Origin of the sequence: Neoaquamicrobium sediminum, from assembly GCF_013240295.1 — a bacterium.
Lineage (GTDB): Bacteria > Pseudomonadota > Alphaproteobacteria > Rhizobiales > Rhizobiaceae > Aerobium > Aerobium sediminum.
This window is the reverse complement of record NZ_JABETK010000003.1, coordinates 17,271-40,632: the sequence shown is the minus strand read 5'-3', so window position 1 is coordinate 40,632 and position 23,362 is coordinate 17,271. Positions and strand designations below refer to the sequence as shown.

Sequence of the window (23,362 nt, the reverse complement as noted above, 5' to 3'; positions counted from 1 at the left end):
AGATAAAACCTTTCCTCGAGAACGCCTATCCCGGAAGAGACCTCTTCCGATCAGGCTTTCAATGGAGCCTGTCATGCGCAATGAGTTCGCCAAATAATGATTTGTAGCGCCGCGCCTGAACGTCAAAGGCACATTCCCGTTCTATCAGACGACGGGCGTTCTGCGCCATTCCGGTGTTGTCAGATTGTAGTAGCTTCAGAGCGGCCTCGCCGAAGGCCGAGGCATCTCCGGCCGGAGCCAGAGCGCCGGTTTGACCGGGCAAGACGAAATCCGTCACACCACCAGTATCGAAACCAACAACCGGCGTGCCGCACGCCATGGATTCAAGCATTGTGTTCGGCAGATTGTCTTGGAGCGATGGGAGGATAGTTACGTCAGCCGCAGCATAGGCTGCAGCCATTTTTTTATCGTCACCGATCGCTCCAAGGGACTGGTGCTCCACCGCCGAAGGAAGGTTGCCGCTACCCACGGTTACAAGGAGCGCGCCGGGCAGTCTCGCGCTGACTCGCTCCAAAATCTGTGCAACAAACTGTCCTCCCTTTCTGCCATTCGAGAGATTGGCAGAAACCAGCAGCAGAATGGGTCGGTTCATAGGCAACCCGAGCTCGCGGCGGGCTCCATCTTTTGCCTGCGGCGAGAATGTCTGCAGATCGACTGAGTTCGGGATCACCTCGATCCGTCGATCTCCGAGCAATGCGCTCTTTGCACATTGTTCGGCCATCCAGTTGCTCGGTGCCACGATGGTTAGAAGCTCGGCGGGAATGCTGGAATAGGAGCGTCGTTTCCGTTCGAAAACTCGATGCGATAGATCGTTCGGTCCGTGCCGGAAAAGCTGTGGACATTCACCGCAAGCTTGCTCAAAACGTCCGCACCCGCTGTCGTAGTGGCAGCCTCCAGTGAACGCGACCATATCGTGAAGCGTCCACACGACGGGTGCGCGCGCGTTGGCAACCCAGGCAATCGTTTCGGAACTCAGAAATATCGATACCCAATGCAGATTTACGATATCGCAAGGAGGAATCGAGAGTCGCGCCGCTCTTTGGGGAATGATCGGTTGAAGTTCAAATGTCTCGGCACCCTTGGGGCGAAGGGCCGTTCGTGTCCTAGACTGCAGCGAACGGAGCGCTCGAAGCCCGAAATGCCTCGCCCCCTCGACGGCATCCGCAGCGCGGCGCGGATGCAGGTCACCGGGCTGATAACCGTCGAGGCAGACGAAACGTGCGTCCACGCCCAACATTTCAAGCGAACTGTGCAGACGTTGCGCAGCAAGTGCTGCACCGCCCTGCCCCCTGATGGCGTTGATGACGGCTACGGACATTGAAAAATCGGCGACACGGTTGTCTGCAATAGGGCCGGATTGCCGATCAGCCATCACGGTCGCTCTTCGACTTTCCGTGGGTTATGCGCCGCCACAGCGTGCTAAGAATGAGGCGAAGCGAATTCTGAAGCTGATGAACGCGCGCCTCAAGTTCAAATTGACGGCGAGCGCGCCGCTCGATTTCGGTATCTCTTTTGCCCAGCAACGCTGCTGTGGCGCGAGCCTTCGTGAGTTCGATGTTGAGTTGGCCCTGTCGAACACGATACCGTTCGGTCTCCGCTTCCTTCCGCCGAATCTCAGCGGTCTTTAGTTCGATTTCAACACATTTTTGCTCAAGCAAAGCAGCATCTTGCCGGGCCTTTGCCAGTGCGCGATCCAAATCGGCGACGCGCTGGTGCAATAGTTCCGACGCGCGCTGTGCGGTAGCACGCTGTGTCCTGACCTTCTTGACTATTCCCTCCAGGTCAATTGCCCGCAACCGGAACGCCTTCAGCATTAGACTGGATTTCGAGTTTTCCTTGCGGGATTCCTTCAGTGCCTTTTCGACTGCTGCGGCCCTGTCCCGGACGGCGGCCAGCGTTGCAGAGAGATGCGCTGCCTGTTTCTCCTTGGCTTCCGCCTTCGCCCGAATGCGGCCTATATCAAGAAAGGCCTTATGCAGCTTCTGGTCCCTTGTCTCGTCGATTATCTTTCCGCGCACGATCCCCGGAAATGAATATTGTACGCCTTTCGGGTGCGTCTGTTTCTCCACGAAGCACTGCATTTGGAAAGACTGAAGTTTCTTGGCGTCTTCCTCGGCGGCTACAAAAATATGGTTCTGGGCGATCTTTCGCCCGAGCTGGTAGCCGTGCTTGTCCATGTAAGACGCGAGATGTTCGGACTGATCGGAGTTGTTTGCCTCTATGACCAGTGCAGCCGGACGAATCTTGTCCAGGTGGAGCCCATCCAGAACGCAAAGTTCCCCACCTTCCACATCGATAGAAATGAAGTCGATCACCTCATTCGGTGCATATTCGCGGATGATGCTTGAGAGCGTTCGCGCGGCGACGACGGTCTGCTCGAAACCATTGACTTGCAGATTGTGCTTCTTATAGGACGCCTGGAGCTGTCTGACGTCTCCCTCTTTCAGATTCAATCGGGAATAGACGCCGATCTCTTCCGTGTAGAAGGGGACCTCGCGCAGCTTCTCATCGTCGACGCAGGCCAACTGAAGCGTTGTCGCCAGAGGCCGGTTGCTTGCGCAGATTCGGGAGTATTCCGGATGGGGCTCGACGCAAATCCCGCGCCAGCCCTGTTGCTCGAACGAGAATGTATTGCTTAGATAGATGCCGTCGAAGGCGCCCACATCTATATAAAAGCCAGCCGGCCTACCCTCGAAGAGGTGCCAAAGCAAACAATCCTCTGCGTTCTCGCCGTAGTAGCGAACAAGTCGTTCATACTCAGACATCGTGATACTGGCAGCTCTACGCGCTCAACGATGCGCCCTGTCTTGTTCTTGCTCGCCGGTTACTGACATCTACAAAAAGATCCATATAGCGTCTGGCCATCAGCTTGACGTTGAAGTTCAATGCATACTCTCGCGCGGACGCAGACAATCGCGCCGACGTTTCTGGATCGTCAAGATGATTCCAAATCCGATCAGCCAGCTCAGCCGGGTCATCGACAGCGCCGAGCACACCGCTAACACCATCTTTGATCACTTCGCCACAACCACCCACATCAAAGGTTGCAGCCGGCAACCCGCATGCAATTGCCTCCACTAACGTGTTCGGCAAATTATCCGCTTCCGTCGGAAAAAGGAAGAGATCGGCCGCTCGGAATATCTGGACCAAGTCGGGTTCCTTGGAGATATAGCCCATTCGACGCGACTTGATATTCGCCAGTTCGCGTATCCAGGGAAGCTCGCCCTCCCCCACAAGAAGGACATCGATCTTGGAGGTGGCTACTTCGTTGAGTCGACGAAGAGTGACTTCCAGGGCTTTACCACCCTTACGGGCATTGCCACCGACCCGCTCGGCCGCAAATACGAGCACTTTTGCGTCTTCGGCTATCCTCAGTGAATTGCGCGCCGCACGCTTGTTGCCTGGAGAGAACCGATTGAGGTCGATGCCATTCGGAATCGTCCTGATATTCTCCGGCACGACGACCTTTGTCTCATGGCAAAGCTGCCCGAGCCACTTGGATGGCGTGACAATGGTAAGGTCGCTGTGGGCATAGATGCTGCGCTTCCATCTCCATAGGCCGGCAGACTGGTCCTTGGCGAGAGGTGGGTAGAAGTTCAGATGCGGACAAGGGCCACAGCCATCGCGCCACAGGTCGCATCCCATCGAATAAGCGCAGTGCCCAGTAAGCGCCCACATGTCATGAAGCGTCCAGACGACGGGAGCGATTTGAGAGAGGTCCACGATCAGATCAGTCTGAAAGAAACCATCCAGTGTCCCACCATGTAGATTGTGCAGGTTGATGACGTCTGGCTCGAACCTTCGGGCCGTTGAAAGGATTCGCTGCCGTTGCACAGGAAGAAACCGGTACTGCCAGCCGCTCCATTTCTGAAAAGCGCCGGTCAACTGGCGAATGCGCCGGGCATAGATGCTGCCCTCACGACCGACCTCTATGACATCCTTTTCGTTGGTGATCTTGCGTGCAACCGCACTGATCAAGCGGGTACGGAACTGGGAAACCAGTTCCACATTGAGGCGATATGCGGCGATTGCTGCACCGCCCGCCTTGTCGCTTGATCCGATGGATAGCACTCTCATGCCCGTCAACCTTAAAGAGCAGAGCCGTTTGATTGAGAGAACTGGCGCTTCCAGGCCTCAATCGCCTCAATCGGCCGGTTCACGACGGTAGCTCGGTCCTCATCAAGCGAGGTTTTCAGATTGCCGACATCCTTACGCTCGATAACCGGCAGGTTGAAGTCGCGGCCCATCTCGGTGGCCCTGTTGTCGACCGAGACGATCATCGTGCGACGCTTGTGCTGGAGCGCTCTTATTCCCGCATGCAGTCGCGTTCCGACATATTCCAGATCGAGATCTGATGATAGCAGCTCGTCAAATGCCTTCAATGTGGGGTCGACAATCTCGGCGCGAGTCCCGCAAATCGACTTTGAATATTCGAGATCGCGCGAACCTTGCACCCAAAGGTACACCTTGCTGTATTGTTTTGCGAGAATGTTAAAGAGATACTTGTCCTTCTCTGGGTGCGGCTTGTAGTCAGTGAGCGTAAAAATCACGTTCTCTGCCTTGCGCCGAGGAATCTGGGCCGTATGTTCCGAATCTAGATCCCAGAGCGTCATACAACCGGTATTGACGACGTTAGGTAGCCCTAACTCCAACAGTTTACGCTGAGTATAACCGTCACGGACCGAATGCAACATGTTTTTATGCAAAAACCGCTTGAGAAGGGTTCGTGTATAAAGCGTCGATTCCTTCTGGTATTGCCACCAGCCAACACCCATAAGAATGACGTTCTTCAATCGGAAGTAATCTTTGTAGCTCACTTTCCACTGATTGTATTTCCACATATCTGCGGTAAGCAAATTTGTGCCGCCGATAATTGCAAACGGACTCTGTTCAAGTATCTTGAAGCTTTCACTCGACAAATAATCGTGAGTTGGTAGAGAGCAAAAAAGCTCCGCGGGTAGATTCGTCTCAATTGAGTATGGACTGCATCCATAATAATCTGGTCGCCTAGATTTTTTGTGCAGACGGAAGTGTCAAGTAGCGCGATTAATGGAGTATTTTGTTCTGTCATAATCTCGAAAGATCTCACGCGCCCAATAAAATTCGCTGGAACTCATCGATCGAATTATTACGAGCGTAGTTGATACAGTTGGCAGAAAGCCTCTGATAATCGGGTTCAGAGGGGCGAGGCAAGGAAAAAGGACGTCCGCCATTCTGGCGATATTTGCAGATGGGTAAACATAGCCCATGCTGAAACTTTGAACCCGGTAACCGACGCAGCCATGATCGGTGGCGATGATCGGTGTGCCAGCCCTCGCCGCATTCGCCATGACCCCGCTAGAGCTTTCGAAATCACGCGCATAGGGAAGCAGAACATAGTCCGTTTCGTCATAGCGACGCTGAATCTCGGCTTCAGGCAGATATTCATCCACCCATTCCAGCAGTCCGGCCTTGCGAGCGGCCTCCAGTTGAGGTCGCAGATGTTCGCTTTCATCGACAAGTGAACCGCAAAGCACAAACTGGAAGCGTTCTCCGAGGTTAGGGCGAACGCGAAGAAGCCGCGCAAAATCCTCTATGCCTTTGCGCTTCGACTGCCGCCCGACGAGAAGAACCCTCGTCTTGTCGTGAGTTTCATTTGCCGCTGCTTTCGAAAGAGCGGGGGCGACATGGCGGGGCGGCGGATCCGGAAGCTGGACGAGAAATGAACGTCCAATGCGAGTTGCGAGATCGCGGTCGAACGCCCTTTCATCGAGGATACCGACGCGAAGGCCCGGAAAGGTACGTCGAAGGAAACGCAAATTCTGGCGCTGTCTTTCCCGGCGAATCCAGACGCGCACTTCACGCCGCACACGCTCGATCGGGTTGCGGGGCCGCGGTGCCTGCAGCCCTCGCAGGAGGTAGCGGGCGTCGTATTCTATCGCCACCAAGGGCGTGTGTCCGAACGCGGCCCTAAGCTCTCTCCTTTGAGCAACACAGGCATCCGTGAACTCGCGATTTAGTTCATTAATCCCGGCTGCCAGGATGCGCTCGAACCGCAGCTCCTGGTGGAGTGAAATTAACGCGGCAATCAGAGATTCAACGGCTTCGGAACCGATCTTTCCGTACCAAAACCCGACCGGCAACGGGATTTTGCGATGCAGCGTAACTGGAACGCCTTCAAAGAGCTCGAAATAATGCTCGGTTTCAGCTTCCTCGCGCGTCAGAATGTGAACTTCCCAATCACGAGCAACCGCACCTGCGGCGGCCATCGCGCTGTAGTAGAGGCGACTACCGCGAAAGATCGGGTCGACAATCAGTAGTCTTCGCGTGGCTGGCGTGTTCATGGGTTCGACTATCCGCGCATCTGCCTGGGAGGGAGAAAATCAAGAAGGAAGGGATTGCTGATAGCTTCCCTCGAGGCCACGAAGATCGCGCGCGCATGGGAGCCCCATCCCTCTTTGTGGGTCCAATCCGTTGGGAATTCCTCGTGGTAGGGTTGAAAGGCCGGTACGTAGACATGCGAAAATAGTTTGTTCAGGCGATTATAAATCCAGGCCCGTGTAGGGCGCGAGCCTGTGCCGCTAAACGACTGGGAAGCCAGTTCCTTTTTCTCTGCAACTGACACCAGCTTGTCGTCGCCCCCAAAGGAAACACAAGTTTCAAGCAGGAGCATTTTTTCGCAGCGAGAAGCTATCCAATTGAGGACGGATTCCGGGTCGCGAAGATGGTATAAAAGTCCGTAGCAGTAAACGAGCGAATGTGGACTCACATCAATCTCGCCTGGACGTTCGAGGTCTCCCAGAACTGTCGATACTCTGCCGTTTCCCTTCAAGTTGAGGCGCTTATTAAGGAGATCGAGATTTTCCTGCCGAGCGTCGATCGCGGTAACGGTGCAGCCCCGGTCCAGAAAAAACGTCGTATGGTCGCCAGGTCCTGATCCCAATTCCAGCACGTCCGAGTGTTCGAGAGGCAATGACAAACGTGCGAGATGCTCAAGGCGACGCGCATTGTGCCTTTGGTAGTGCGCGCTCCCAAAAATCTCGGATGAGGACTTGGACATTGTTGGAAACTCCCCGATCGGCTTTCATGCGTCACCCGCTCTCTGGACGGTTGTGGTCATGCGCGCCGAGAAATCCGTTCACGCCAACCTAAGCTATTGCAAACCATCGATCGGTAAAATTCGTGTGGGTTTCGATGTGACGCGGACAAGGAGAACATTTCTGTGAACTAAACTCCCATACAACATATTAGGCACCATGGGTCGTTCACACGTCAACTCCGCGTGCCGCAACCCAATAGCGGCTCAACCGTCATCAATCAACCTATCCCGATGGAGCTTGTTGAAGATGGCGATGGTGGAGCGGACCTCGTTGGCGCCTCTACGCCATACTCTCCAACTCCTGGCAGCGTGGGCAAACGTCGATAACCAATGTGGTCCCACGGAACGTTGCCGACCCTTGTTGTCATCGGATGGTCGCTTCAATTTGCATGGCATTATAGCAGCATACCGCTTCCCCTTCGCCCTGTTTCAGTGCATCCCGTATCTGGCCTCAGAAAAGCTCCATATTAGTAGAGTACCTCGACATGGAGCCATAAAAGATTCAATCTGCCGAACGCCATTGCCGATCCTGCAACAATATGCTCAGGCGCAATGAATTGTACGTGAGTGATACACGCCAACTTATATCCCACAGTCGTCCAAATACACCGATAACGAAAAGTCACAGTGGAGGGGTATGAAAGAATTATCGCGCCGGGTCTCGTTACCTAGAAAGCAATATTAGGGCTAGGACTTGGTGCAGACAACAAGGTCCTGTACTTGAGAGATGCATGCTGGTTTAATGTAATTCACTTTTAGGAACTTGCCCCAACGCGTGTGAATATAATCATGGGCGTGGGCAGTCAAGCCATATGACCGTGTTACACCAGGATACTGTTTCGGATCGAGAGCGAAACGCTCGTATTCAGTGAATATGATGCCTTTCTCTTTGAGGTCAGCGTCTGTGACATCAGACCATCCTTTGTCTCCGCGCCGGCGCCGCGAGGCGAGAGCACGGGGCCCAGATGTCGTCAATAGAGCTATCCCGCCCGGTTTCAGTATGCGTGCTGTTTCGGCAAGCCAACGGTCCTGGGCGTCTTCGGGCATGTGCGTCCAGACCGAGATGGAGTAAACGGCATCAAATGATGCGTCCTTGTATGGCAGAGGTGGGTCATAGTTTGTGAGGGCGGTTTTGACTCTGGGAAGCTGCGAATTGATGTATCGAACGGCTGCGGGGTTTACGTCACAAGCGTCAGTCGGCCACTTGTTCTCAGCGTACATTTTTAGGGCGACACGTCCTACTCCGCACCCGAAATCAAGGACGCGTCTACCAAAACGTTTCCATCCGAAGTGATGCTTGAGGTGACTGGTTATTTCAGGCTCTATCGTGTTGGCGTGTATCTGAAAAATTTCCCACGTGGAGGATCCCACTCTCTGCATCTCTTCCGGGAGTGGGGGGTGTATCTTGTCGCCCAGTCGTTCATTCGAATCCTCTTTCCGATATCTCATGGGGAGAGGGGAGGTCTTGCACTTTCGACTTAGAATCACAAGCGAGTGGGCGCCGGCGTATGCCGACGACGCTTTCTCCATCGAGCATGGGCGCCCATACTTCAGGTTCCAGGGCCGTGCTTTGCGCGGCGGTCGTGGGCCGCTTCAGGCTTTGGCTTGGCGGGTGCGGCTTTGCGACGTCAAAAGCGGTTTGCTGCCCGCAGGGACCGCGCATGCGCGCGGGGACGAATTTTGCTGAGCAAAAAAGCTCTCAACTGGAATCGCCAGCTGAAGGATACCGGGCTTGCATAGATACTATGCGGTTTCGATCGGCGGGATGTGGGAAGCTGTTTAGTCGGTGCGAATCAGGCCAGAGATTTCGCCTACGCGTGCATCGAGTAGCGGTCGATCAGCTCTAGTCTCGACGTTGAGCCGCAGTAATGGCTCGGTGTTCGATCTCCTCAGATTGAAGCGCCAATCGTCGAACTCCATACTGAGGCCGTCAACGAATTCGACGTTGGGGTTCTCGCGAGCGAAATAGGTTGCTACTCTTTTCTGAGCAGTCTCCGCATCGGCGACCGTGAAGTTGATCTCTCCGGAGCAAGGAAAGGCGGCGATTCGTTCCCCCATCAGTTCGGCAAGCGTCGTTTCCCTTCTCGACAACTCGGCAGCTACCGCTAGCCAGGTGAGCATCCCCGAATCGCAGTAGCTGAAGTTACGAAAATAGTTGTGGGCGCTCATCTCCCCACCATAAACAGCATCTTCGCGCCGCATCTTGTCCTTGAAAAAGGCGTGGCCAGTTTGGCAGACCTTGGCTACACCGCCTGCTTGCTCCACCATTTCGATCGTGTTCCAGGTGAGCCGAGGATCATAGAGTACCGTTGCGCCCGGAGATGCGCGCAGCATCGCTTGCGCGAGGAAGCCTACAAGATAGTAGCCTTCAATGAAACGGCCGTTGCGATCGTAAAGGAAGCAGCGGTCAAAGTCGCCGTCCCATGCAATGCCGAGATCAGCCTCGTGGGCGATCACCGCCTCTCCCGTTCGTGCCCGCTTTTCCAGCAAAAGCGGATTCTGGAACACCATTGGGCAGCGTCGGGTCAGGGTCATGATCGATCTTAATAAATTCGAACGGCAGATGTTCCTCTAGAAGGTCGAGCGTTGGGCCTGCGCATCCATTTCCTGCATTGCAAACGATCTTCATTGGCCGGAGATTTAGCCCGATGACTTGACATAGTAAACGCTCGATATAGGGTCGGCGAGCAAGCTGGGGTGCGAGCCGACCGCGCGAGCCATAGGCACGTACACGCGGAATGGCTGCATCCGACATCACCATTTTTTCTATGGCGCCTAGCGCGTTCTCCCGCGTTGCGGCCGCAGCACCTGCCAGCACCATTTTGAAGCCATTATAGCTCTCGGGATTGTGGCTCGCAGTCACCATCAGACCTGCGCTCGCGTCTGTATCGGCGGTGTGGAAATAAACCTCCTCCGTCCCGCACAGACCCACGGGAAGGACGTCAACGCCGCTGTCTAGCAGGCCTTGCATCAAGGCTGCGGCAAGCGCCGGGCTGTCCTGGCGCATATCGTGGCCGACGACTACACGACCGGGACCAAGATGCGCCGCCGCCGCCTGACCGAACCTGTACGCGAACGACGCATTGATCTCGCCAGGAATCTCACCACGGACGTCATAGGCCTTGAACGGGGAGGTCATTGTCTTTTCGAGTTCTCGGTAGGCTAGCCAATGGCACACCGACATCCCTGTAGAAGGGAAATGCCGACGATGCAACTGTTGCAGTTGCGAGCCGTACAATCCCTGCATAAGTGTAGCTTCGGTCTGGCCAATATCGCGGCCGCCGGCACGAGACCATTCGAAGCCGTCAAGGTACCTACCAGCTTATGTACGAGCCCATTTTGAGCATCGTAATGCCGTGTCTCAACGGAATGCCATATCTCCCTTCGGCGATCGAGTCGGTGCGAAAGCACCTGCCAGCAGAAAACGTTGAGATCATTGTTGCCGACGGGGGCTCCACTGATGGGTCGCTGGATTTTCTGCGCGGAACGGGCGTTATTCTGCTCGAAGGCCGCGACGGTTCCCTCTATGAAGGGCTTAACAAAGCGCTCGCACGGGCGCGCGGCGCGCATGTCGCCTGGCTGAACTGCGATGATACGTTGCACGAGGGGATGGCTCAGCTCCTAAGCAAAGCCCGCGAACGTGATGCCGATATGGCGACCGGCGAGGCAGTGATTGAGACGGAAAGCAATACGAGCGGCTGGTTCAGCCACCACCATCAACGCAAAGCGAGCGCCGATTCGCTACTTTTCGGTGTCCCGACAATTAACAGTCGCATTTTCTCACGCCGTCTCATCGAGCGGGCGGGACCATTTCGGACCGACGTCGGTCTCAGCGCGGACCGCTACGCGCTGCTGCGACTGCTTTCCTTGTCGCCTCGCCGGGTCTTTCATCCCGCAACCGTCTACCGTTACCGCTCACATAAACGGTCAAGGACGCTGGCACGGACGTGGCACTCCTCTCGCAACGTGCACCGTGCTCATCTGGCGATGGCAGAGGTTTTAGCCGCTGAAAAGCCTGGACTCATAGATCAGGATGTGCTCACAGCCTTCGAATGCCTTAGCAGGCTTGCGGCTGCCCGCGCGTCTCTTCTCGCAGGCCACCTGCCGGATGGATTGCGCGACGCACTGGCTGCCTTGACGCGCCACCCGCTTCCTGGTTGCTGGCTGCGCGCGATATCGCTTCGTCGCACCTTCGGAGGTATCGGTTCGGGTTGGTAGCAAGGCGGTTGCCAGCAGTGCACAACAGGAAGCGAGGTTGTGTTTTCGGCGGCGTGTTGAGTATACGTGACCTGTGAAGGCTGCCCCGGTCGACGCAGCAGGAGAAAGAAAGTCCGCATATGTTCTTGCCCGTCATTATGGCCGGCGGGTCCGGCACCAGGCTCTGGCCCCTATCTCGTCAGCTTTACCCGAAGCAGTTCCACTCGCTTACAAGTGACCGTTCCCTGCTTCAGGAGACGATTGTGCGGCTTGAGGGCTTAGGCGGCCAACAACCAATGCTAGTCTGCAACGAGGAACACCGTTTCCTCGTTGCAGAACAGTTGCGCCAGATCGGCCAAGACGATGCGACTATTCTGCTCGAGCCGTTTGGGCGCAACACGGCCCCGGCGATCGCTCTCGCCGCTCTCCTCGCTACGCATCATGGCGAGGACCCGCTCTTGCTTGTCTTGGCTGCCGACCATGTCGTCGCGGATGTCCCCCGCTTTCACATTGCGATCGCCGCAGCCGTGCCGTTGGCCGAGGCTGGTAAACTCGTGACGTTCGGTATCGTACCCGACCGCGCCGAAACCGGGTACGGCTATATTAGGCGCGGCGACGCCCTTGCTGGTGGGGTGGGCTTCGCCGTCGCCGGCTTCGAGGAGAAGCCCGACACCGCGACCGCAGAGCGCTATATCGCCACCAACGAGCATTTCTGGAACAGTGGTATTTTCATGTTCCGCGCCGGCCGCTACCTTGAGGAACTGGAACGTGAACGGCCTGACATCCTGGAAGCCTGCCGCCGCGCAATTGATCTCAGCAGTCGCGATATGCAGTTCGTGCGCATCGACGCCGAAACCTTCGCGAGTTGCCCATCCGAATCGATCGACTATGCGGTGATGGAAAAGACTGCCGCCGCCGCCATGATCCCACTCAATGTGGGGTGGAATGACATCGGCTCCTGGTCGGCGCTGTGGGAGCTCGAGGCCCGCGACGGCGACGGAAACGTGCTGCGCGGCGATGTGATGGCTGTCGCCAGCCGCGGCAATCTCGTTCATGCCGACGACAGGCTGGTCACGTTGCTCGGCGTTGAGGATTTGGTGGTGGTGGAGACGAGGGACGCCATCTTGATCGCGCATCGAGGCGCAGTACAGGATGTGAAGGAGATAGTCGATACGATAAGGCTGAGTGGGCGGAGCGAGCATGTCAGCCACCGCAAGGTCTATAGACCGTGGGGCCACTACGATAGCATTGATGTCGGCGAGCGCCATCAAGTTAAGCGTATCACTGTTAAGCCTGGCGCGAAGCTATCGGTGCAGATGCACCATCATCGAGCCGAGCATTGGATAGTTGTACGTGGCACCGCCAAGGTCTATCGGGGTCAAGAGATTATTATGCTGAGTGAGAACCAGTCGACCTATATTCCGTTGGGCGAAGTTCATGCGCTGGAGAACCCGGGTAAGATCGAGTTGGAGTTGATTGAGGTGCAATCGGGTTCCTATCTGGGGGAAGACGACATCGTGCGTCTTGAGGATCGTTACGGCCGGACTTGATTCCCAATTTAGCGCACTTGGCAGCACACGGCTTGCATGGCCGGTCTCTCGGCTCGGGTTTGCCCCGCAGCGATTAGTAGCGAATTTAGTTAACTCAGATCTGCCATAACCTTGCATTCGCCGGAATTTGGGTTATGTGCAGCCAACCCCTCGCATAAATCGGAAAATATTGATGACTGAAAAGACGGCGCTTATCACCGGCATAACCGGGCAAGACGGCGCGTACTTGGCTCGGCTTTTGCTTGACAAAGGATATATTGTGCATGGAGTGAAGCGCCGCTCATCGTCTTTTAACACAGAACGCATCGATGGCATCTACGTCGATCCGCACGATACGGGCGCACGCTTTTTTCTCCATTATGGAGACCTGACGGATTCCACCAACCTAATCCGCCTAATTCAGGAGACGCGGCCGAACGAGATCTATAATCTAGCTGCCCAGAGTCATGTGCAAGTCAGTTTCGAAACTCCGGAGTACACCGGCAACGCTGACGCCCTCGGCACGCTGCGCATCTTGGAAGCGATCCGCATCCTCGGCATGGAAAAATCTGTGCGCTTCTACCAGGCCTCTACATCGGAGCTGTACGGCAAGGTCCAAGAAGTACCGCAGAAGGAGACGACGCCATTTTATCCACGCTCGCCCTACGCTGCCGCCAAACTCTACGCCTACTGGATCACTGTCAACTACCGTGAGGCCTATGGCATCTTCTGCTCAAACGGCATTCTCTTCAACCATGAAGGTCCTACCCGCGGCGAGACGTTTGTGACGCGCAAGATCACCCGCGCCGTTGCTGGAATCCAGCGCGGTCTGCAGGACACCCTTCATCTCGGTAATCTCGACGCCAAGCGCGACTGGGGCCACGCGCGCGACTATGTTGAAGGAATGTGGCGCATCCTTCAGCATGACGAGCCGGACGATTTTGTACTCGCCACCGGCGAAGCACATTCCGTGCGCGAGTTTGTGGAATTGGCGTTCGATGAGGTCGGCCGGGAGATCGTCTGGGAAGGCTCAGGCGTGAACGAGATTGGTCGTGATGGGGCCTCCGGGGAGATCTTGGTCAGGATCGACCCTCGTTATTTCCGTCCGACGGAGGTTGACCTTCTGATTGGTGACCCCTCCAAAGCTAGGTCTACTCTCGGATGGCAGCACACGACAAGCTTTCGCGAACTCGTCTCTGAAATGGTCGCTGCCGACATCGCGTTTGCCGAACGGGAAGCTTGGCGGCAAGATCGTTCCGCATAGTTGCATACAAGGAATCGCCTCATGACCGATATCTACTCGCTGAAAGGCAAGCGCGTCTTCGTGGCTGGGCATCGCGGCATGGTGGGGTCGTCCATCGCCCGGCGGCTCGAAAGCGAGGATTGCGAAATCCTGACTGCCTCGCGCAGTGAACTCGACCTACGCAACCAAGCGGCGGTGCGACGCTGGATAGCGGAAAGACGGCCGGATGCCGTAGTTCTTGCAGCCGCAAAAGTAGGCGGGATTCTGGCTAACAACACCTATCCCGCCGATTTTCTTCATGACAATTTGGTCATCGAGACCAACGTGATCGAGGCTTCGTTCCGCAGCCAGGTCGGCAAGCTAGTCTTCCTAGGGTCGTCTTGCATCTATCCCAAATTCGCGCCGCAGCCGATCCTCGAGGATGCATTGCTCACCGGATCGCTGGAGCCCACCAACGAATGGTATGCTATCGCCAAGATAGCAGGGCTGAAACTGTGTCAAGCTTATCGGCACCAGCACGGCGTTGACTACATCTCGGCCATGCCGACCAACCTTTATGGACCCGGTGACAACTTCGATCTCAGAAGAGCCACGTCATCCCTGCGCTCATTCGCAAGGCCCATGATGCCAAGCTCTCCGGTGCGCGATATCTGACGATTTGGGGTTCAGGTAGGCCGAGGCGCGAATTCCTGCACGTGGACGACGCTGCAGACGCCATGGTTTACCTTCTCAAGTGTTATTCAGACAACGGTCACATCAATGTGGGCTCGGGCGAGGACATCACCATCCTTGATCTGGCGCATATGGTTGCGTCCGTCGTGGGCTTCGAGGGCGAAATTCGCTACGATCTCACCAAGCCGGACGGCACTCCGCGGAAGCTGATGGATGTCTCGCGGTTGTTCGAGATGGGCTGGCGGCCGAAATACGATTTGCGTCAAGGGCTCGAGGACGCCTACCGTTGGTTCCGCGAGCATGTCGAAAAAGGTGAGGTGCGTCTGAATGTGGCGTAATGCGCGAATTCTCCGCAGCAGATGACGGCAATTGCTTACATTCCCCATGACGTTCTGTTGGGAACTGACCGAGAGTTTGTTGATGGCCGCAATATCGTGCGTTTTCCATAGATTTCAACGCGCGGTCTCTGTCGTGTTAAGTAGAGAGTTTTTGATGGATGAATTGCTGTTCAGTGAACATACTTTTTGGTCATTTTCAACAATTCCTCTGCCACGTCGAAATCGAGCAAAACTTTACTACTCATATGATCTTCCCTCGCTGCGCGAACCGCTAAATCTAGCCGACGAATGACATAGTCGCGGCTGAGCGCCCGGTCTTCGAGCGCGTTCTTGGTGTCCTTTTTATCATTCATTGGAAATACTACCTCATATGATCGGGATCTCGTCGACCGATAAACCAGTGTAGGAGAATCTACAACATCGGTTAAGCTTGGTTTGAGTCACTGTCCGGTGAGGGCCGCGATCAGGCTGCTTTTGCGGATGCGTTGGATCGGCGCCAGTTCCACGGCAGGAGTTCGGCCAGCCTGCTCTGCGGCGCGTCGGCGATGCAGGATAGCACGTCGGCCAGCCAGGCCTGCGGATCGACATCGTTGAGCTTTGCCGTGCCGATTAGCATATACATGACTGCCGCACGGTCGGCGCCGCGGTCCAACCCAGCGAAGAGCCAGGACTTTCTGCCGAAAGCCAAGCCGCGCAGCGCTCGTTCGGCGGCATTGTTGGTTAGGCAGATGGACAGATGGACAGCTCGAACTACCGGCTTTCGCACCCGTGAAGATCGCGACGAGTGCCGTCACGGCGTAGAGCGTGGCGCTGACTGCTGCTTGGGCTGATGTGGTTTGCCGATTTCAGCGTCGCGGTGGCGGCTTTGGCCGCCTTCACCGTCACGCGGGCGCAGTTCGCCCCTGGTGCCAGACGAAGCGGGTGAGGTTGTAGGCGAGGTTAGCCATGCCGATCTTTGTCCTGGCCCGCGCCATGCCGATCGTGCGCACGACAGGCCCATGCGGGATTTCTGCTGCGAAGACGCGTTCGACGAAGGCGCGGATTCTGGAGCGGCGGCCTTTCGCCCGCGACGTCACCCCGCTCATCGGCCGTCCCTTCGGTTTCTTGTGGTGGATGTCGGAGATGTAGCCGTCCTTCTCTAGCCACGCCTCGTTCGTCTTCGATCGGTAGGCGGTGTCGGCCCACACCGTCGAGCCGGTGTTGTCGCGATTGAGCACGTTGCGGAGCTGCGCCCCGGCATAGGCTCAGGCGCTCGTCGCTTTCCAGCCGCGGGTGAAGCTGTGCCGACGATCGATCAAGGAATGGTTCTTGTAGCCGAAGGCGGGAACGGCGATGGCGCGCTGCTGGGTCTTCCCATCCTCGGCCATTTGGCCTTCCAGAACTTCACCTTCCAGCCCGCATCGCGATCGTTCTGGTGCAGCTTGGCAGGCTTCTCATTCCAGGCGTCCGGCACCTTGCCTGCCTTGATGTCGGCCTTCTCGGCGTCACTGTTGCGCTGCTTCGGCGCCGCCACGATCGTTGCGTCGACAATTCGACCGCCCATCGCGAGGTAGCCGGCCTTGGTGAGGTGCTTGTCGAACCGGGCAAACAGGTTCTCAACGGCGTTGGCCTGCGTGAGATGCTCGCAGAACAGCCAGATCGTCTTGGCGTCCGGCACACGATCGCCGAACCCCAGGCCGGGGAAGCGCATGAAGGACAGCCGGTCCTGGATCTGGAACTCGGCCTGATCGTCCGACAGGCCGTAGAGCGCTTGCAGAACCATGATCCTGAACATCATCACTGGGTCGTAGGGTGGCCCGCCGCCCTTGGCGCCGTCGGGCCGCTTCAGCGCTTTGGCCAGAGGCTTGCGGAAAACCTCCCAAGGCACCACCGCGTTTAGCTTCTCCAGCGGATCGCCGGCCTCGCTCAGCCGCAAATAGCGCTCGTCGATGTCCCAGAACCCGGCCTGTCTACGCATTCGCAGCCTCCCGCAAATCACCGGCAGATTGAATCATGAAACTGCTAGGGTGGGGAAGCTTTTCGAGGCCTCCAGCTGGACACCCGCAAGAACCTACCGCGCTTGTTGATTTCGTGATTCAATCTGCTCGTCATGATTTGGAGGCGGGACGATGGAGCAGCGGTCTCTATTCGGGTTGTCGGAGCATCTGGAGCGCCTGAGCAAGAACGGTGATCCGCTGGAAACGCTCGCGGCGACTATGGACTTCGAGTAAATCCGCGGCTGGCTGGTCGATGGGCTGGGATACGGCGACGGAGCGAAAGGTGGCCGGCCGCCATTCGACCCAGTGTCGATGTTCAAGGCGCTGATCCTGCAGGCGCAACACAATCTCAGCGACGCACGCATGGAGTTCATGATCCGGGACCGGCTCTCCTGGATGCGGTTCCTCGGTTTCGATCTCGGCGCGCCGACGCCCGACGAGAACACGATCCGGCACTTTCGCAACAGGCTGACCGAGACGGGGACGCTGAAGCGGGTGATGAAGGCCTTCGACTGGCAACTCCAGAAGAAGGGCTACATCCCCATATCGGGCCAGATCGTCGACGCTTCGCTGGTTCCGGCGCCGAAGCACCGAAACACCGGGAGCGAGAAGGAGGCGATCAAGGAAGGCAAAGCCGCCAGCGAGATCTGGCCCGACGACCCGGCCAAGGCGACCCAGAAGGACGTGGATGCCCGATGGACCCTGAAGATCGGCGGCAAGGTGCGGTATCGTCCCGACGGCACGCCGTTGCCGATGATCGCGACGCCGGTCGTCGGCTACAAGAGCCACATCAGCATCGACCGGCGCTTCGGCTTCATCCGCGAGGCGGCCGTGACGTCGGCATCGGCACACGACGGGCGGTAACTCAAACGCTTGGTGAGCCGGGAGAACGCTGGCGCGGAGGTCTGGGCCGACAGCGCCTACCGCAGCCAGAAGAACGAGAAGTGGCTGGTGGACCGGATGCTGACGAGCCGCATCCACTGGCGCAAGCCCGCGGGCACACCGATGCCGGAGGCGACCGCCAGCGCGAACGCGAGGCCGCGCCGCCGTCGAGCATGTCTTCGCACATCAGAAGGTCCGGTTCGGCCTCTTCATCCGCACGATCGGCATCGCCCGGGCCGAGGCGAAACTGACGCTCGCCAACATCGCCTACAACATGAACCGCTTGATCTTCCATGAGCGTCGCATGATTACGGGATGAATCCGCCCAAAAACGGCGAAACACCACGAAATCACCTCCCTGGTCGCTCCGGGGACCGAAGCCGGCGCTCCGCCCGGCAGCCGCGCCGCTCAGATCAAGGTCAAGGGGTTATTGCGGGTGTCCAGCCGACGCGGTGCCCGCCACGATCGCCTCCTACAATCACACCGAACTGACCTCACGCATCGGCCATCGTAGACCGACGTGCCTTATCACCTATCTGTCAGAGGCCGGGCAAAGGCCTATCGAGCTGTGATAAAAATCAAACGCATCGTCTAGTGGACCTGAAAAGATCATTCTTCCAGCGGACATGACCACTCCCGTCGTGCAATAGAGGCGGAGCACGTCTTCGGCATGGCTGGCGAGGACAAGGATCCTCGCTCTTGCAAGCATCTGCTCAAGGCGGGCGCGCATTTTGTCGTGGAAACCCATGTCGCCCGCGCCGATCACTTCATCGATCAACATGATGTCGTGGGCGATCGAGGTGTGGATCCCAAAAGCTAGTCGCGCGAGCATGCCGGCCGAGTAGGTCTGGATCGGCAGATCTATGAAGTCTCCCAACTCGCAGAACTCCGCTACTTCCGGAACGATAGCGTTGCGCTCTTTCTCTGATAGCCCGAGCGATGCTGCAACCAGCATCAGGTTCTCACGTCCCGTGAAATCCGGTTCCATGCCCAGGTGCATCGATAGCAGTGCGCCTACTCTACCCTCCACGTTCACGAATCCGACGTCGGGTCGGTAGATCCCCGCAAGAAGGCGGAGAAGCGTGGATTTGCCGGCTCCGTTGTGCCCAATCAACGCAACACGGTCGCCAGTCTCCAGCCGAAGGTTGATACCGTCCAGTGCTCTGACAGAGACAACACCACGATCCGCGATGATCCGGCCGCCCGTGATGGCCTTGCCGATTGTGTTCTTGATCGACAGGCTCCTGGAATCAAAGACCGGTATGTCAACGCAGGCATCGTGAACATGGGCAAAGGTCATGATAAATTGTCGAATCTTTCTTCAGCGATCAAAGCCATTTGGTGAGGCGGTCGAATAGCCGCTCATAGATCACGGCAGCCAGCAACCAGCCAAATACCGCGATTGCTGCTGCCACCAGCCAAACATAGAGCGCAGGAGGTGTCCCCAGGATCGGCTCGCGGACGATCGCCACCAGATAGTAGAACGGGTTCGCGTCGATGATGAGTGGCTTGTGCCTGAGGGCCTCGGCTGGCCAAATGATCGGCGTCAGGAAGAAGAACACCTGCATGACATTGACGGCGATCTGCGGCACATCCCTGAAACGAGCGCTGATCAATGCGGCGATGAAACCAATCCATCCAACCGCAATGAAGGCGAGCATGAGTCCACATAGGAAAAGCACAAACCCCGCAATCGTTGTCTTTCCGGCCACGGCGGCGATGACAAGTCCGGGCAAGATGTTGTGTGCGAAGAAGATCAGCTGTCGCAGGTGGTGGCGAATGATGTAACCGGAAAGCGGAAGCGTCGAGAGTTTTGCGTCGGACGACGCCTGTATGAGCGCGCTGCTGCCCTCCCCTACCATCCCTGAGTACATGGCCCACAATGGCAGACCAATCGCGAGATAGGCAATGTAATCTGCGTAGCTCTGGGCAAGCAACGACGAGAACACGAATGACATGCCCAATACAGTTGCCATCATTGAAACTGTGATCCAGAAAGGTCCCAGTGTCGAACGACGGTAGCGTGCCCGGATATCGCGCAAGGCAAACATCCACAACAGACGAATGTTGGAAAGCCCTGCCCTTAGATCTGCATAGCCGCGATCGGAGCGAGAATCGTATCGGATGGACAAGGCTGACAATTCCTCGGCTTGCATTTGCCGCCGGTTAGCGACAGCCCCACCATAATGCCAGATGAAAAACCAACGCGGCTTGATCGGAGGGCTTGGTAGGAGCCCGCTCCTTAGCTAGTTTGTGCCTTCGCTTCAACCTTGGCTCCCTTTGCCGGAGCCTGATTCAATGGCAACCGTATCTCATGGCGGGGAAACGAAACCTCCTGAACCGGATCGGCGCTGCGGTGACGTGGCGCGCTGGACATATTGTGGATCCGCTGATCGAGGCCATTGGCAGAAGGCGCAGTGAGCAGCCTCGCATCCTGAGGGTTTTTCCAGGAGCGCGTGATCACGGGCCCAAGCAGGCGGTATTCGTCCACCATGATCCGAAAGGTATTGTTCACGACTATGTCCGTTTCGCGGTACAGGAACTTGCTAGCAATGGCTACGCCGTAACCTTTGTCTCAAATGCTCCCGTGCTCAATGCGCCGAGCGTAGCGAAGCTATTGCCCGACGTCCGCGAAGTCGTACACCGACGCGGCCTCGGCTACGATTTTGGTGCGTGGCAGGAGGGTATTATGAGGCTGCCGGCGCTGGAGCAGCTCGACCGGCTCATTCTTGTCAACGACAGTGTATACGGACCCATCTTTCCGCTGAGCAATGCGTTGAAGCGGGCTGAAGAGATGAGAGTTGATGTCTTCGGTATCACAGATAGCCGCGAATTCGCGCATCACCTTCAGTCCTATTTTCTCTTGTTCTTTCCTCGAGCGCTGCAATCGAAGGCCTTCCGCTCATTTTGGGCGGGCTTTCCGATGGTCAACTCGAAGTCCTGGGTTGTTCGGAACGGCGAGGTAAAGCTGTCAACCGAACTCGAGCGCGCTGGCTTGCGGCTCGGTACGTTGTGTCCATATGCGAGTCTGCTGGAAAGCGCAGGGCGGGATCCTCAGTCAGTGGACGAGGCGACCTCTCGCTTTCTTGCGAGCCGCAACCGCAAAATCCTCGCGGGTAAGCCTCTAAACCCGATGCATTACTTTTGGGAAGAACTTGTGCGAGATCACGGCTGTCCGTTTCTCAAGCGGGATCTCGTGCGGTCGAATCCGGCCCGACTTCCACATGTTTTCCGCTGGAGCGAGGTCCTGCATGACAATTCCAGCTACGATGTAAACCTAGTATCGCATCATTTGGCGAGCAGCTCGAACCGAAAAGCCTGAACAGCCAGTCGAAACATGCCCACCCGTCGCGGCTAAAAAGATGCCTAGGGCGTGGGTCGGAACACCGCGAGACCTCAGCACTCCGAACGTCGCCGCGAGCGCTCCGTGCCAGACGATGCGGTGTATGCGGACCCTAGACCGCGGAAAGATCCGAGGACCATGGCGACGATCCTCGGGGATCAAGCGTCGTCGGCATCACGAATGCCGCCAGACAGCTTAAATTCAACGCCAGTAAGCAGGCTATGAACGAGCCGGTGGGTCAGATCGGCGGCATCTTCTGACGGTGTGACTGTTGGAACGGGCGTTGGTGAATCCGAACGGATGCTGCCGTCGTCTATGTCCGCAGGTATGGGCGTTGGCGAGGGTTGCCTCAAATTCTCATTGAACTCCGTCGCAGGCGGCGGCGTCGGGGCGTCGTTCCAATATCGGCTACGCAACTCCACTGGAACCGGCGTGGGGATTGTCTGGCTGTTGGCAACAGCCACATCGTGCTTTTGCATCAATGCCGAGAAGGCCAAGTCCGCGCTGTCATGAACGGCGCGCTCACCACGTGAAGAATCTTGCAGCAGCTGGAGCAAGGTGAAAGACGTGGTCGTAATTGCCATCGTGGGTTACTCCAGCGCGAATCGTAGTGAGACCGGTGACGTATGTATTTCCTCATTGGAATACATGGTTCAACCTCATAGGCAAGCCGCCCAAGCACCGGAATTCAAGTTTGACGCAAGCTTCGGCGGCCGAGGGTCCGTTCGAGCGCTGAAGCGGCCCCCAAAATCCCCGGACAGGGACCCACCCTTATGTAAGAGTGAGTCTTATGACCGACATTTTGACTAACATCATTGAAGAGAGGCCGGTCCGTGCCGAGATTTTGAAGGGCCCGGAGCGGCGGCGTCGGCGGACACCAGCCGAGAAGATGCGGATTGTCGAGGAGACCTATGCACCTGGCGTGACGGTGAGCCTTGTGGCGCGCCAGCACGGCATCGCGCCTAACCAGCTGTTCACGTGGCGGCGGCTCGCAGCCCAGGGTGCGCTGACGGCCGCCGGCGCTGGCGAGGAAGTGGTGCCGGCCTCCGAGTATCGAGCCTTGCAAGCCCAGGTACGTGAGCTCCAGCGCCTGCTCGGCAAGAAGACGCTGGAAAGCGAGATTCTCAAGGAGGCGCTCGAACAGGTGAACCCAAAAAAACAGATGCTGCGCACGGTGTCGTTGCCGAAGGACGGTTTGCGATGAGCGCGGTGGCCGAGACATTGGGTGTCGCGCGCTCGAACCTGGCCGAGCGGGCGGCCGGACGCCCCTCACAGCGCAGAGGCCGCCCGCCTCTTCCGGAAGCGGAACTGGTCGAGGCGATCAAGACCATCATCGCCACCATGCCGACCTACGGCTACCGCCGCGTCTGGGCGATTCTGCGCCGCAGCGCCGAGGCCGAAGGACATCCCGCTCCCAACCACAAACGGGTTTACCGGGTCATGCGTGTCCATGGCCTGCTCCTCGAACGCCATGCCGGCGGCATCGAGCGTCGCCATGACGGGCGCATCGCAGTCGAGCACTCCAATCTGCGCTGGTGTTCCGACGGCTTCGAGATCGGCTGCGATAACGGCGACAAGGTGCGCGTCGCCTTCGCCCTCGACTGTTGCGACCGCGAAGCCATGGGCCATGTCGCCACCACGCAAGGTATCAAGGGAGAGGATGTGCGCGATCTCATGGTCACCGCCGTCGAGCACCGCTTCGGCCTCGTCAATCGGCTGCCGCAGCCCATCGAATGGTTGAGTGATAACGGCTCGTGCTACATCGCCGGCGACACCCGCAGCTTCGCCAGCGAGATCGGCCTGCTGCCGATCACCACCCCTGTCGAAAGCCCGCAGTCGAATGGAATGGCCGAGGCCTTCGTGCGCACCTTCAAGCGTGACTACGTCCGCGTGAACCCCTGTCCCGACGCCGAAACCGTCATCGACGCCCTTCCAGACTGGTTCCGCCATTACAATACTCTTCACCCTCACAAGGCGCTCGGCTATCGTGCGCCCCGCGAGTTCATCGCAGCACGTTCAACCCGGTGATCCCTGTCCGGTCTCTTGGGGGCAACAACAAGCGCGTCTTTGTGTACATCATCCTTTTGGTGAATTGGACATGAAA

18 protein-coding genes and 4 pseudogenes are annotated in these 23,362 nt (G+C 57.3%); 7 read left to right on the top strand and 15 right to left on the bottom strand.

Going from position 1 to position 23,362, the window contains the following annotated elements; genetic code table 11:
- Window positions 1–58 precede the first annotated feature (58 nt).
- From HK436_RS22870 to HK436_RS32495, 9 genes are all read right to left on the bottom strand, one after another.
- Window positions 59–1,372, bottom strand: a complete 1,314-nt coding sequence (locus HK436_RS22870; protein WP_173193826.1) for a glycosyltransferase — start codon at window positions 1,370–1,372, stop codon at window positions 59–61.
- On the bottom strand, window positions 1,365–2,765 hold the full coding sequence (locus HK436_RS22865; protein ID WP_173193824.1) for an FkbM family methyltransferase: 1,401 nt from the start codon (window positions 2,763–2,765) through the stop codon (window positions 1,365–1,367). Before HK436_RS22865 ends, HK436_RS22870 begins: the two co-directional genes overlap by 8 nt.
- Window positions 2,766–2,781: 16 nt before the next feature.
- The gene (locus HK436_RS22860; protein WP_173193822.1) at window positions 2,782–4,077 is read right to left on the bottom strand and encodes a glycosyltransferase; all 1,296 of its coding nucleotides are present in this window, start codon (window positions 4,075–4,077) and stop codon (window positions 2,782–2,784) included.
- 11 nt (window positions 4,078–4,088) lie between these two features.
- On the bottom strand, window positions 4,089–4,919 hold the full coding sequence (locus HK436_RS22855; protein ID WP_173193821.1) for a polysaccharide pyruvyl transferase family protein: 831 nt from the start codon (window positions 4,917–4,919) through the stop codon (window positions 4,089–4,091).
- 114 nt (window positions 4,920–5,033) lie between these two features.
- A complete protein-coding gene (locus HK436_RS22850; protein WP_173193819.1) occupies window positions 5,034–6,323 on the bottom strand; it encodes a glycosyltransferase in 1,290 nt (429 codons plus the stop codon).
- 8 nt (window positions 6,324–6,331) lie between these two features.
- Window positions 6,332–7,039 carry a class I SAM-dependent methyltransferase gene (locus tag HK436_RS22845; protein WP_173193817.1) on the bottom strand — a complete coding sequence of 236 codons (708 nt, stop codon included), beginning with the start codon at window positions 7,037–7,039 and terminating at the stop codon, window positions 6,332–6,334.
- A gap of 726 nt (window positions 7,040–7,765) precedes the next feature.
- Window positions 7,766–8,458 (bottom strand): class I SAM-dependent methyltransferase, encoded by a 693-nt coding sequence (locus HK436_RS33715; RefSeq protein WP_376769209.1) that lies wholly within the window; start codon window positions 8,456–8,458, stop codon window positions 7,766–7,768.
- Between the two features lie 399 nt (window positions 8,459–8,857).
- Complete coding sequence (locus HK436_RS32500) at window positions 8,858–9,589, bottom strand: phosphohexomutase domain-containing protein (protein ID WP_280515802.1); 732 nt, start codon at window positions 9,587–9,589, stop codon at window positions 8,858–8,860.
- Window positions 9,516–10,217 (bottom strand): phosphohexomutase domain-containing protein, encoded by a 702-nt coding sequence (locus HK436_RS32495; RefSeq protein ID WP_280515801.1) that lies wholly within the window; start codon window positions 10,215–10,217, stop codon window positions 9,516–9,518. Before HK436_RS32495 ends, HK436_RS32500 begins: the two co-directional genes overlap by 74 nt.
- 200 nt (window positions 10,218–10,417) lie before the next feature.
- Here HK436_RS32495 and HK436_RS22830 point away from each other — a divergent pair, with 200 nt between their 5' ends.
- The 4 genes and pseudogenes from HK436_RS22830 (at window position 10,418) to fcl (ending at window position 15,057) form a co-directional block, all read left to right on the top strand.
- The gene (locus HK436_RS22830) at window positions 10,418–11,296 is read left to right on the top strand and encodes a glycosyltransferase (RefSeq protein WP_173193813.1); all 879 of its coding nucleotides are present in this window, start codon (window positions 10,418–10,420) and stop codon (window positions 11,294–11,296) included.
- Between the two features lie 119 nt (window positions 11,297–11,415).
- On the top strand, window positions 11,416–12,825 hold the full coding sequence (locus tag HK436_RS22825; protein ID WP_173193811.1) for a mannose-1-phosphate guanylyltransferase/mannose-6-phosphate isomerase: 1,410 nt from the start codon (window positions 11,416–11,418) through the stop codon (window positions 12,823–12,825).
- 172 nt (window positions 12,826–12,997) lie between these two features.
- Window positions 12,998–14,068: a GDP-mannose 4,6-dehydratase gene (gene gmd, locus HK436_RS22820; RefSeq protein ID WP_173193809.1), complete on the top strand. Its 1,071-nt coding sequence runs from the start codon at window positions 12,998–13,000 to the stop codon at window positions 14,066–14,068.
- 21 nt (window positions 14,069–14,089) lie between these two features.
- Window positions 14,090–15,057: pseudogene (fcl, locus tag HK436_RS22815) on the top strand (GDP-L-fucose synthase).
- Window positions 15,058–15,227: 170 nt separating this feature from the next.
- On the opposite strand, the gene HK436_RS22810 reads toward fcl, so the two are convergent.
- From HK436_RS22810 to HK436_RS22800, 3 genes and pseudogenes are all read right to left on the bottom strand, one after another.
- Window positions 15,228–15,410 carry a hypothetical protein gene (locus tag HK436_RS22810; protein WP_173193807.1) on the bottom strand — a complete coding sequence of 61 codons (183 nt, stop codon included), beginning with the start codon at window positions 15,408–15,410 and terminating at the stop codon, window positions 15,228–15,230.
- 110 nt (window positions 15,411–15,520) lie between these two features.
- A pseudogene (locus tag HK436_RS22805) lies at window positions 15,521–15,787 on the bottom strand (transposase domain-containing protein); the annotation flags it as partial.
- A gap of 151 nt (window positions 15,788–15,938) precedes the next feature.
- Window positions 15,939–17,014: pseudogene (locus tag HK436_RS22800) on the bottom strand (IS5 family transposase).
- Between the two features lie 151 nt (window positions 17,015–17,165).
- Here HK436_RS22800 and HK436_RS22795 point away from each other — a divergent pair.
- Window positions 17,166–18,234 (top strand): annotated as a pseudogene (locus HK436_RS22795) (transposase).
- Window positions 18,235–18,447: 213 nt separating this feature from the next.
- Here the strand turns inward: HK436_RS22795 and HK436_RS22790 are convergent.
- Together HK436_RS22790 and HK436_RS22785 are read right to left on the bottom strand one after the other, a co-directional pair.
- Window positions 18,448–19,215 carry an ABC transporter ATP-binding protein gene (locus HK436_RS22790; RefSeq protein WP_173193805.1) on the bottom strand — a complete coding sequence of 256 codons (768 nt, stop codon included), beginning with the start codon at window positions 19,213–19,215 and terminating at the stop codon, window positions 18,448–18,450.
- A gap of 28 nt (window positions 19,216–19,243) precedes the next feature.
- On the bottom strand, window positions 19,244–20,071 hold the full coding sequence (locus tag HK436_RS22785; RefSeq protein WP_173193803.1) for an ABC transporter permease: 828 nt from the start codon (window positions 20,069–20,071) through the stop codon (window positions 19,244–19,246).
- 224 nt (window positions 20,072–20,295) lie between these two features.
- Between HK436_RS22785 and HK436_RS22780 the strand changes: the two genes are divergently transcribed.
- Window positions 20,296–21,237, top strand: a complete 942-nt coding sequence (locus HK436_RS22780; RefSeq protein WP_173193801.1) for a rhamnan synthesis F family protein — start codon at window positions 20,296–20,298, stop codon at window positions 21,235–21,237.
- A gap of 179 nt (window positions 21,238–21,416) precedes the next feature.
- On the opposite strand, the gene HK436_RS22775 is transcribed toward HK436_RS22780, so the two are convergent.
- Window positions 21,417–21,842, bottom strand: coding sequence for a hypothetical protein (locus HK436_RS22775; RefSeq protein WP_173193799.1), 426 nt, complete (start codon window positions 21,840–21,842; stop codon window positions 21,417–21,419).
- Between the two features lie 206 nt (window positions 21,843–22,048).
- Here HK436_RS22775 and HK436_RS22770 point away from each other — a divergent pair.
- Window positions 22,049–23,286 (top strand): IS3 family transposase gene (locus HK436_RS22770; protein ID WP_173193797.1). Its coding sequence is split into 2 segments (ribosomal slippage): window positions 22,049–22,400 and window positions 22,400–23,286, totalling 1,239 coding nucleotides; the frame shifts between segments, so codons are not numbered across the junction.
- Window positions 23,287–23,362 lie beyond the last annotated feature (76 nt).

What these genes read in the sequence shown, in the direction of transcription:
- HK436_RS22870 (WP_173193826.1), bottom strand. Translation starts at nt 1,372, where the DNA reads ATGGCTGATCGGCAATCCGGCCCTATTGCAGACAACCGTGTCGCCGAT.
- HK436_RS22865 (WP_173193824.1), bottom strand. Translation starts at nt 2,765, where the DNA reads ATGTCTGAGTATGAACGACTTGTTCGCTACTACGGCGAGAACGCAGAG.
- HK436_RS22860 (WP_173193822.1), bottom strand. Translation starts at nt 4,077, where the DNA reads ATGAGAGTGCTATCCATCGGATCAAGCGACAAGGCGGGCGGTGCAGCA.
- HK436_RS22850 (WP_173193819.1), bottom strand. Translation starts at nt 6,323, where the DNA reads ATGAACACGCCAGCCACGCGAAGACTACTGATTGTCGACCCGATCTTT.
- HK436_RS22845 (WP_173193817.1), bottom strand. Translation starts at nt 7,039, where the DNA reads ATGTCCAAGTCCTCATCCGAGATTTTTGGGAGCGCGCACTACCAAAGG.
- HK436_RS33715 (WP_376769209.1), bottom strand. Translation starts at nt 8,458, where the DNA reads ATGCAGAGAGTGGGATCCTCCACGTGGGAAATTTTTCAGATACACGCC.
- HK436_RS32500 (WP_280515802.1), bottom strand. Translation starts at nt 9,589, where the DNA reads ATGGTGTTCCAGAATCCGCTTTTGCTGGAAAAGCGGGCACGAACGGGA.
- HK436_RS32495 (WP_280515801.1), bottom strand. Translation starts at nt 10,217, where the DNA reads ATGACCTCCCCGTTCAAGGCCTATGACGTCCGTGGTGAGATTCCTGGC.
- HK436_RS22825 (WP_173193811.1), top strand. Translation starts at nt 11,416, where the DNA reads ATGTTCTTGCCCGTCATTATGGCCGGCGGGTCCGGCACCAGGCTCTGG.
- gmd (WP_173193809.1), top strand. Translation starts at nt 12,998, where the DNA reads ATGACTGAAAAGACGGCGCTTATCACCGGCATAACCGGGCAAGACGGC.
- HK436_RS22810 (WP_173193807.1), bottom strand. Translation starts at nt 15,410, where the DNA reads ATGAATGATAAAAAGGACACCAAGAACGCGCTCGAAGACCGGGCGCTC.
- HK436_RS22790 (WP_173193805.1), bottom strand. Translation starts at nt 19,215, where the DNA reads ATGACCTTTGCCCATGTTCACGATGCCTGCGTTGACATACCGGTCTTT.
- HK436_RS22785 (WP_173193803.1), bottom strand. Translation starts at nt 20,071, where the DNA reads ATGCAAGCCGAGGAATTGTCAGCCTTGTCCATCCGATACGATTCTCGC.
- HK436_RS22775 (WP_173193799.1), bottom strand. Translation starts at nt 21,842, where the DNA reads ATGGCAATTACGACCACGTCTTTCACCTTGCTCCAGCTGCTGCAAGAT.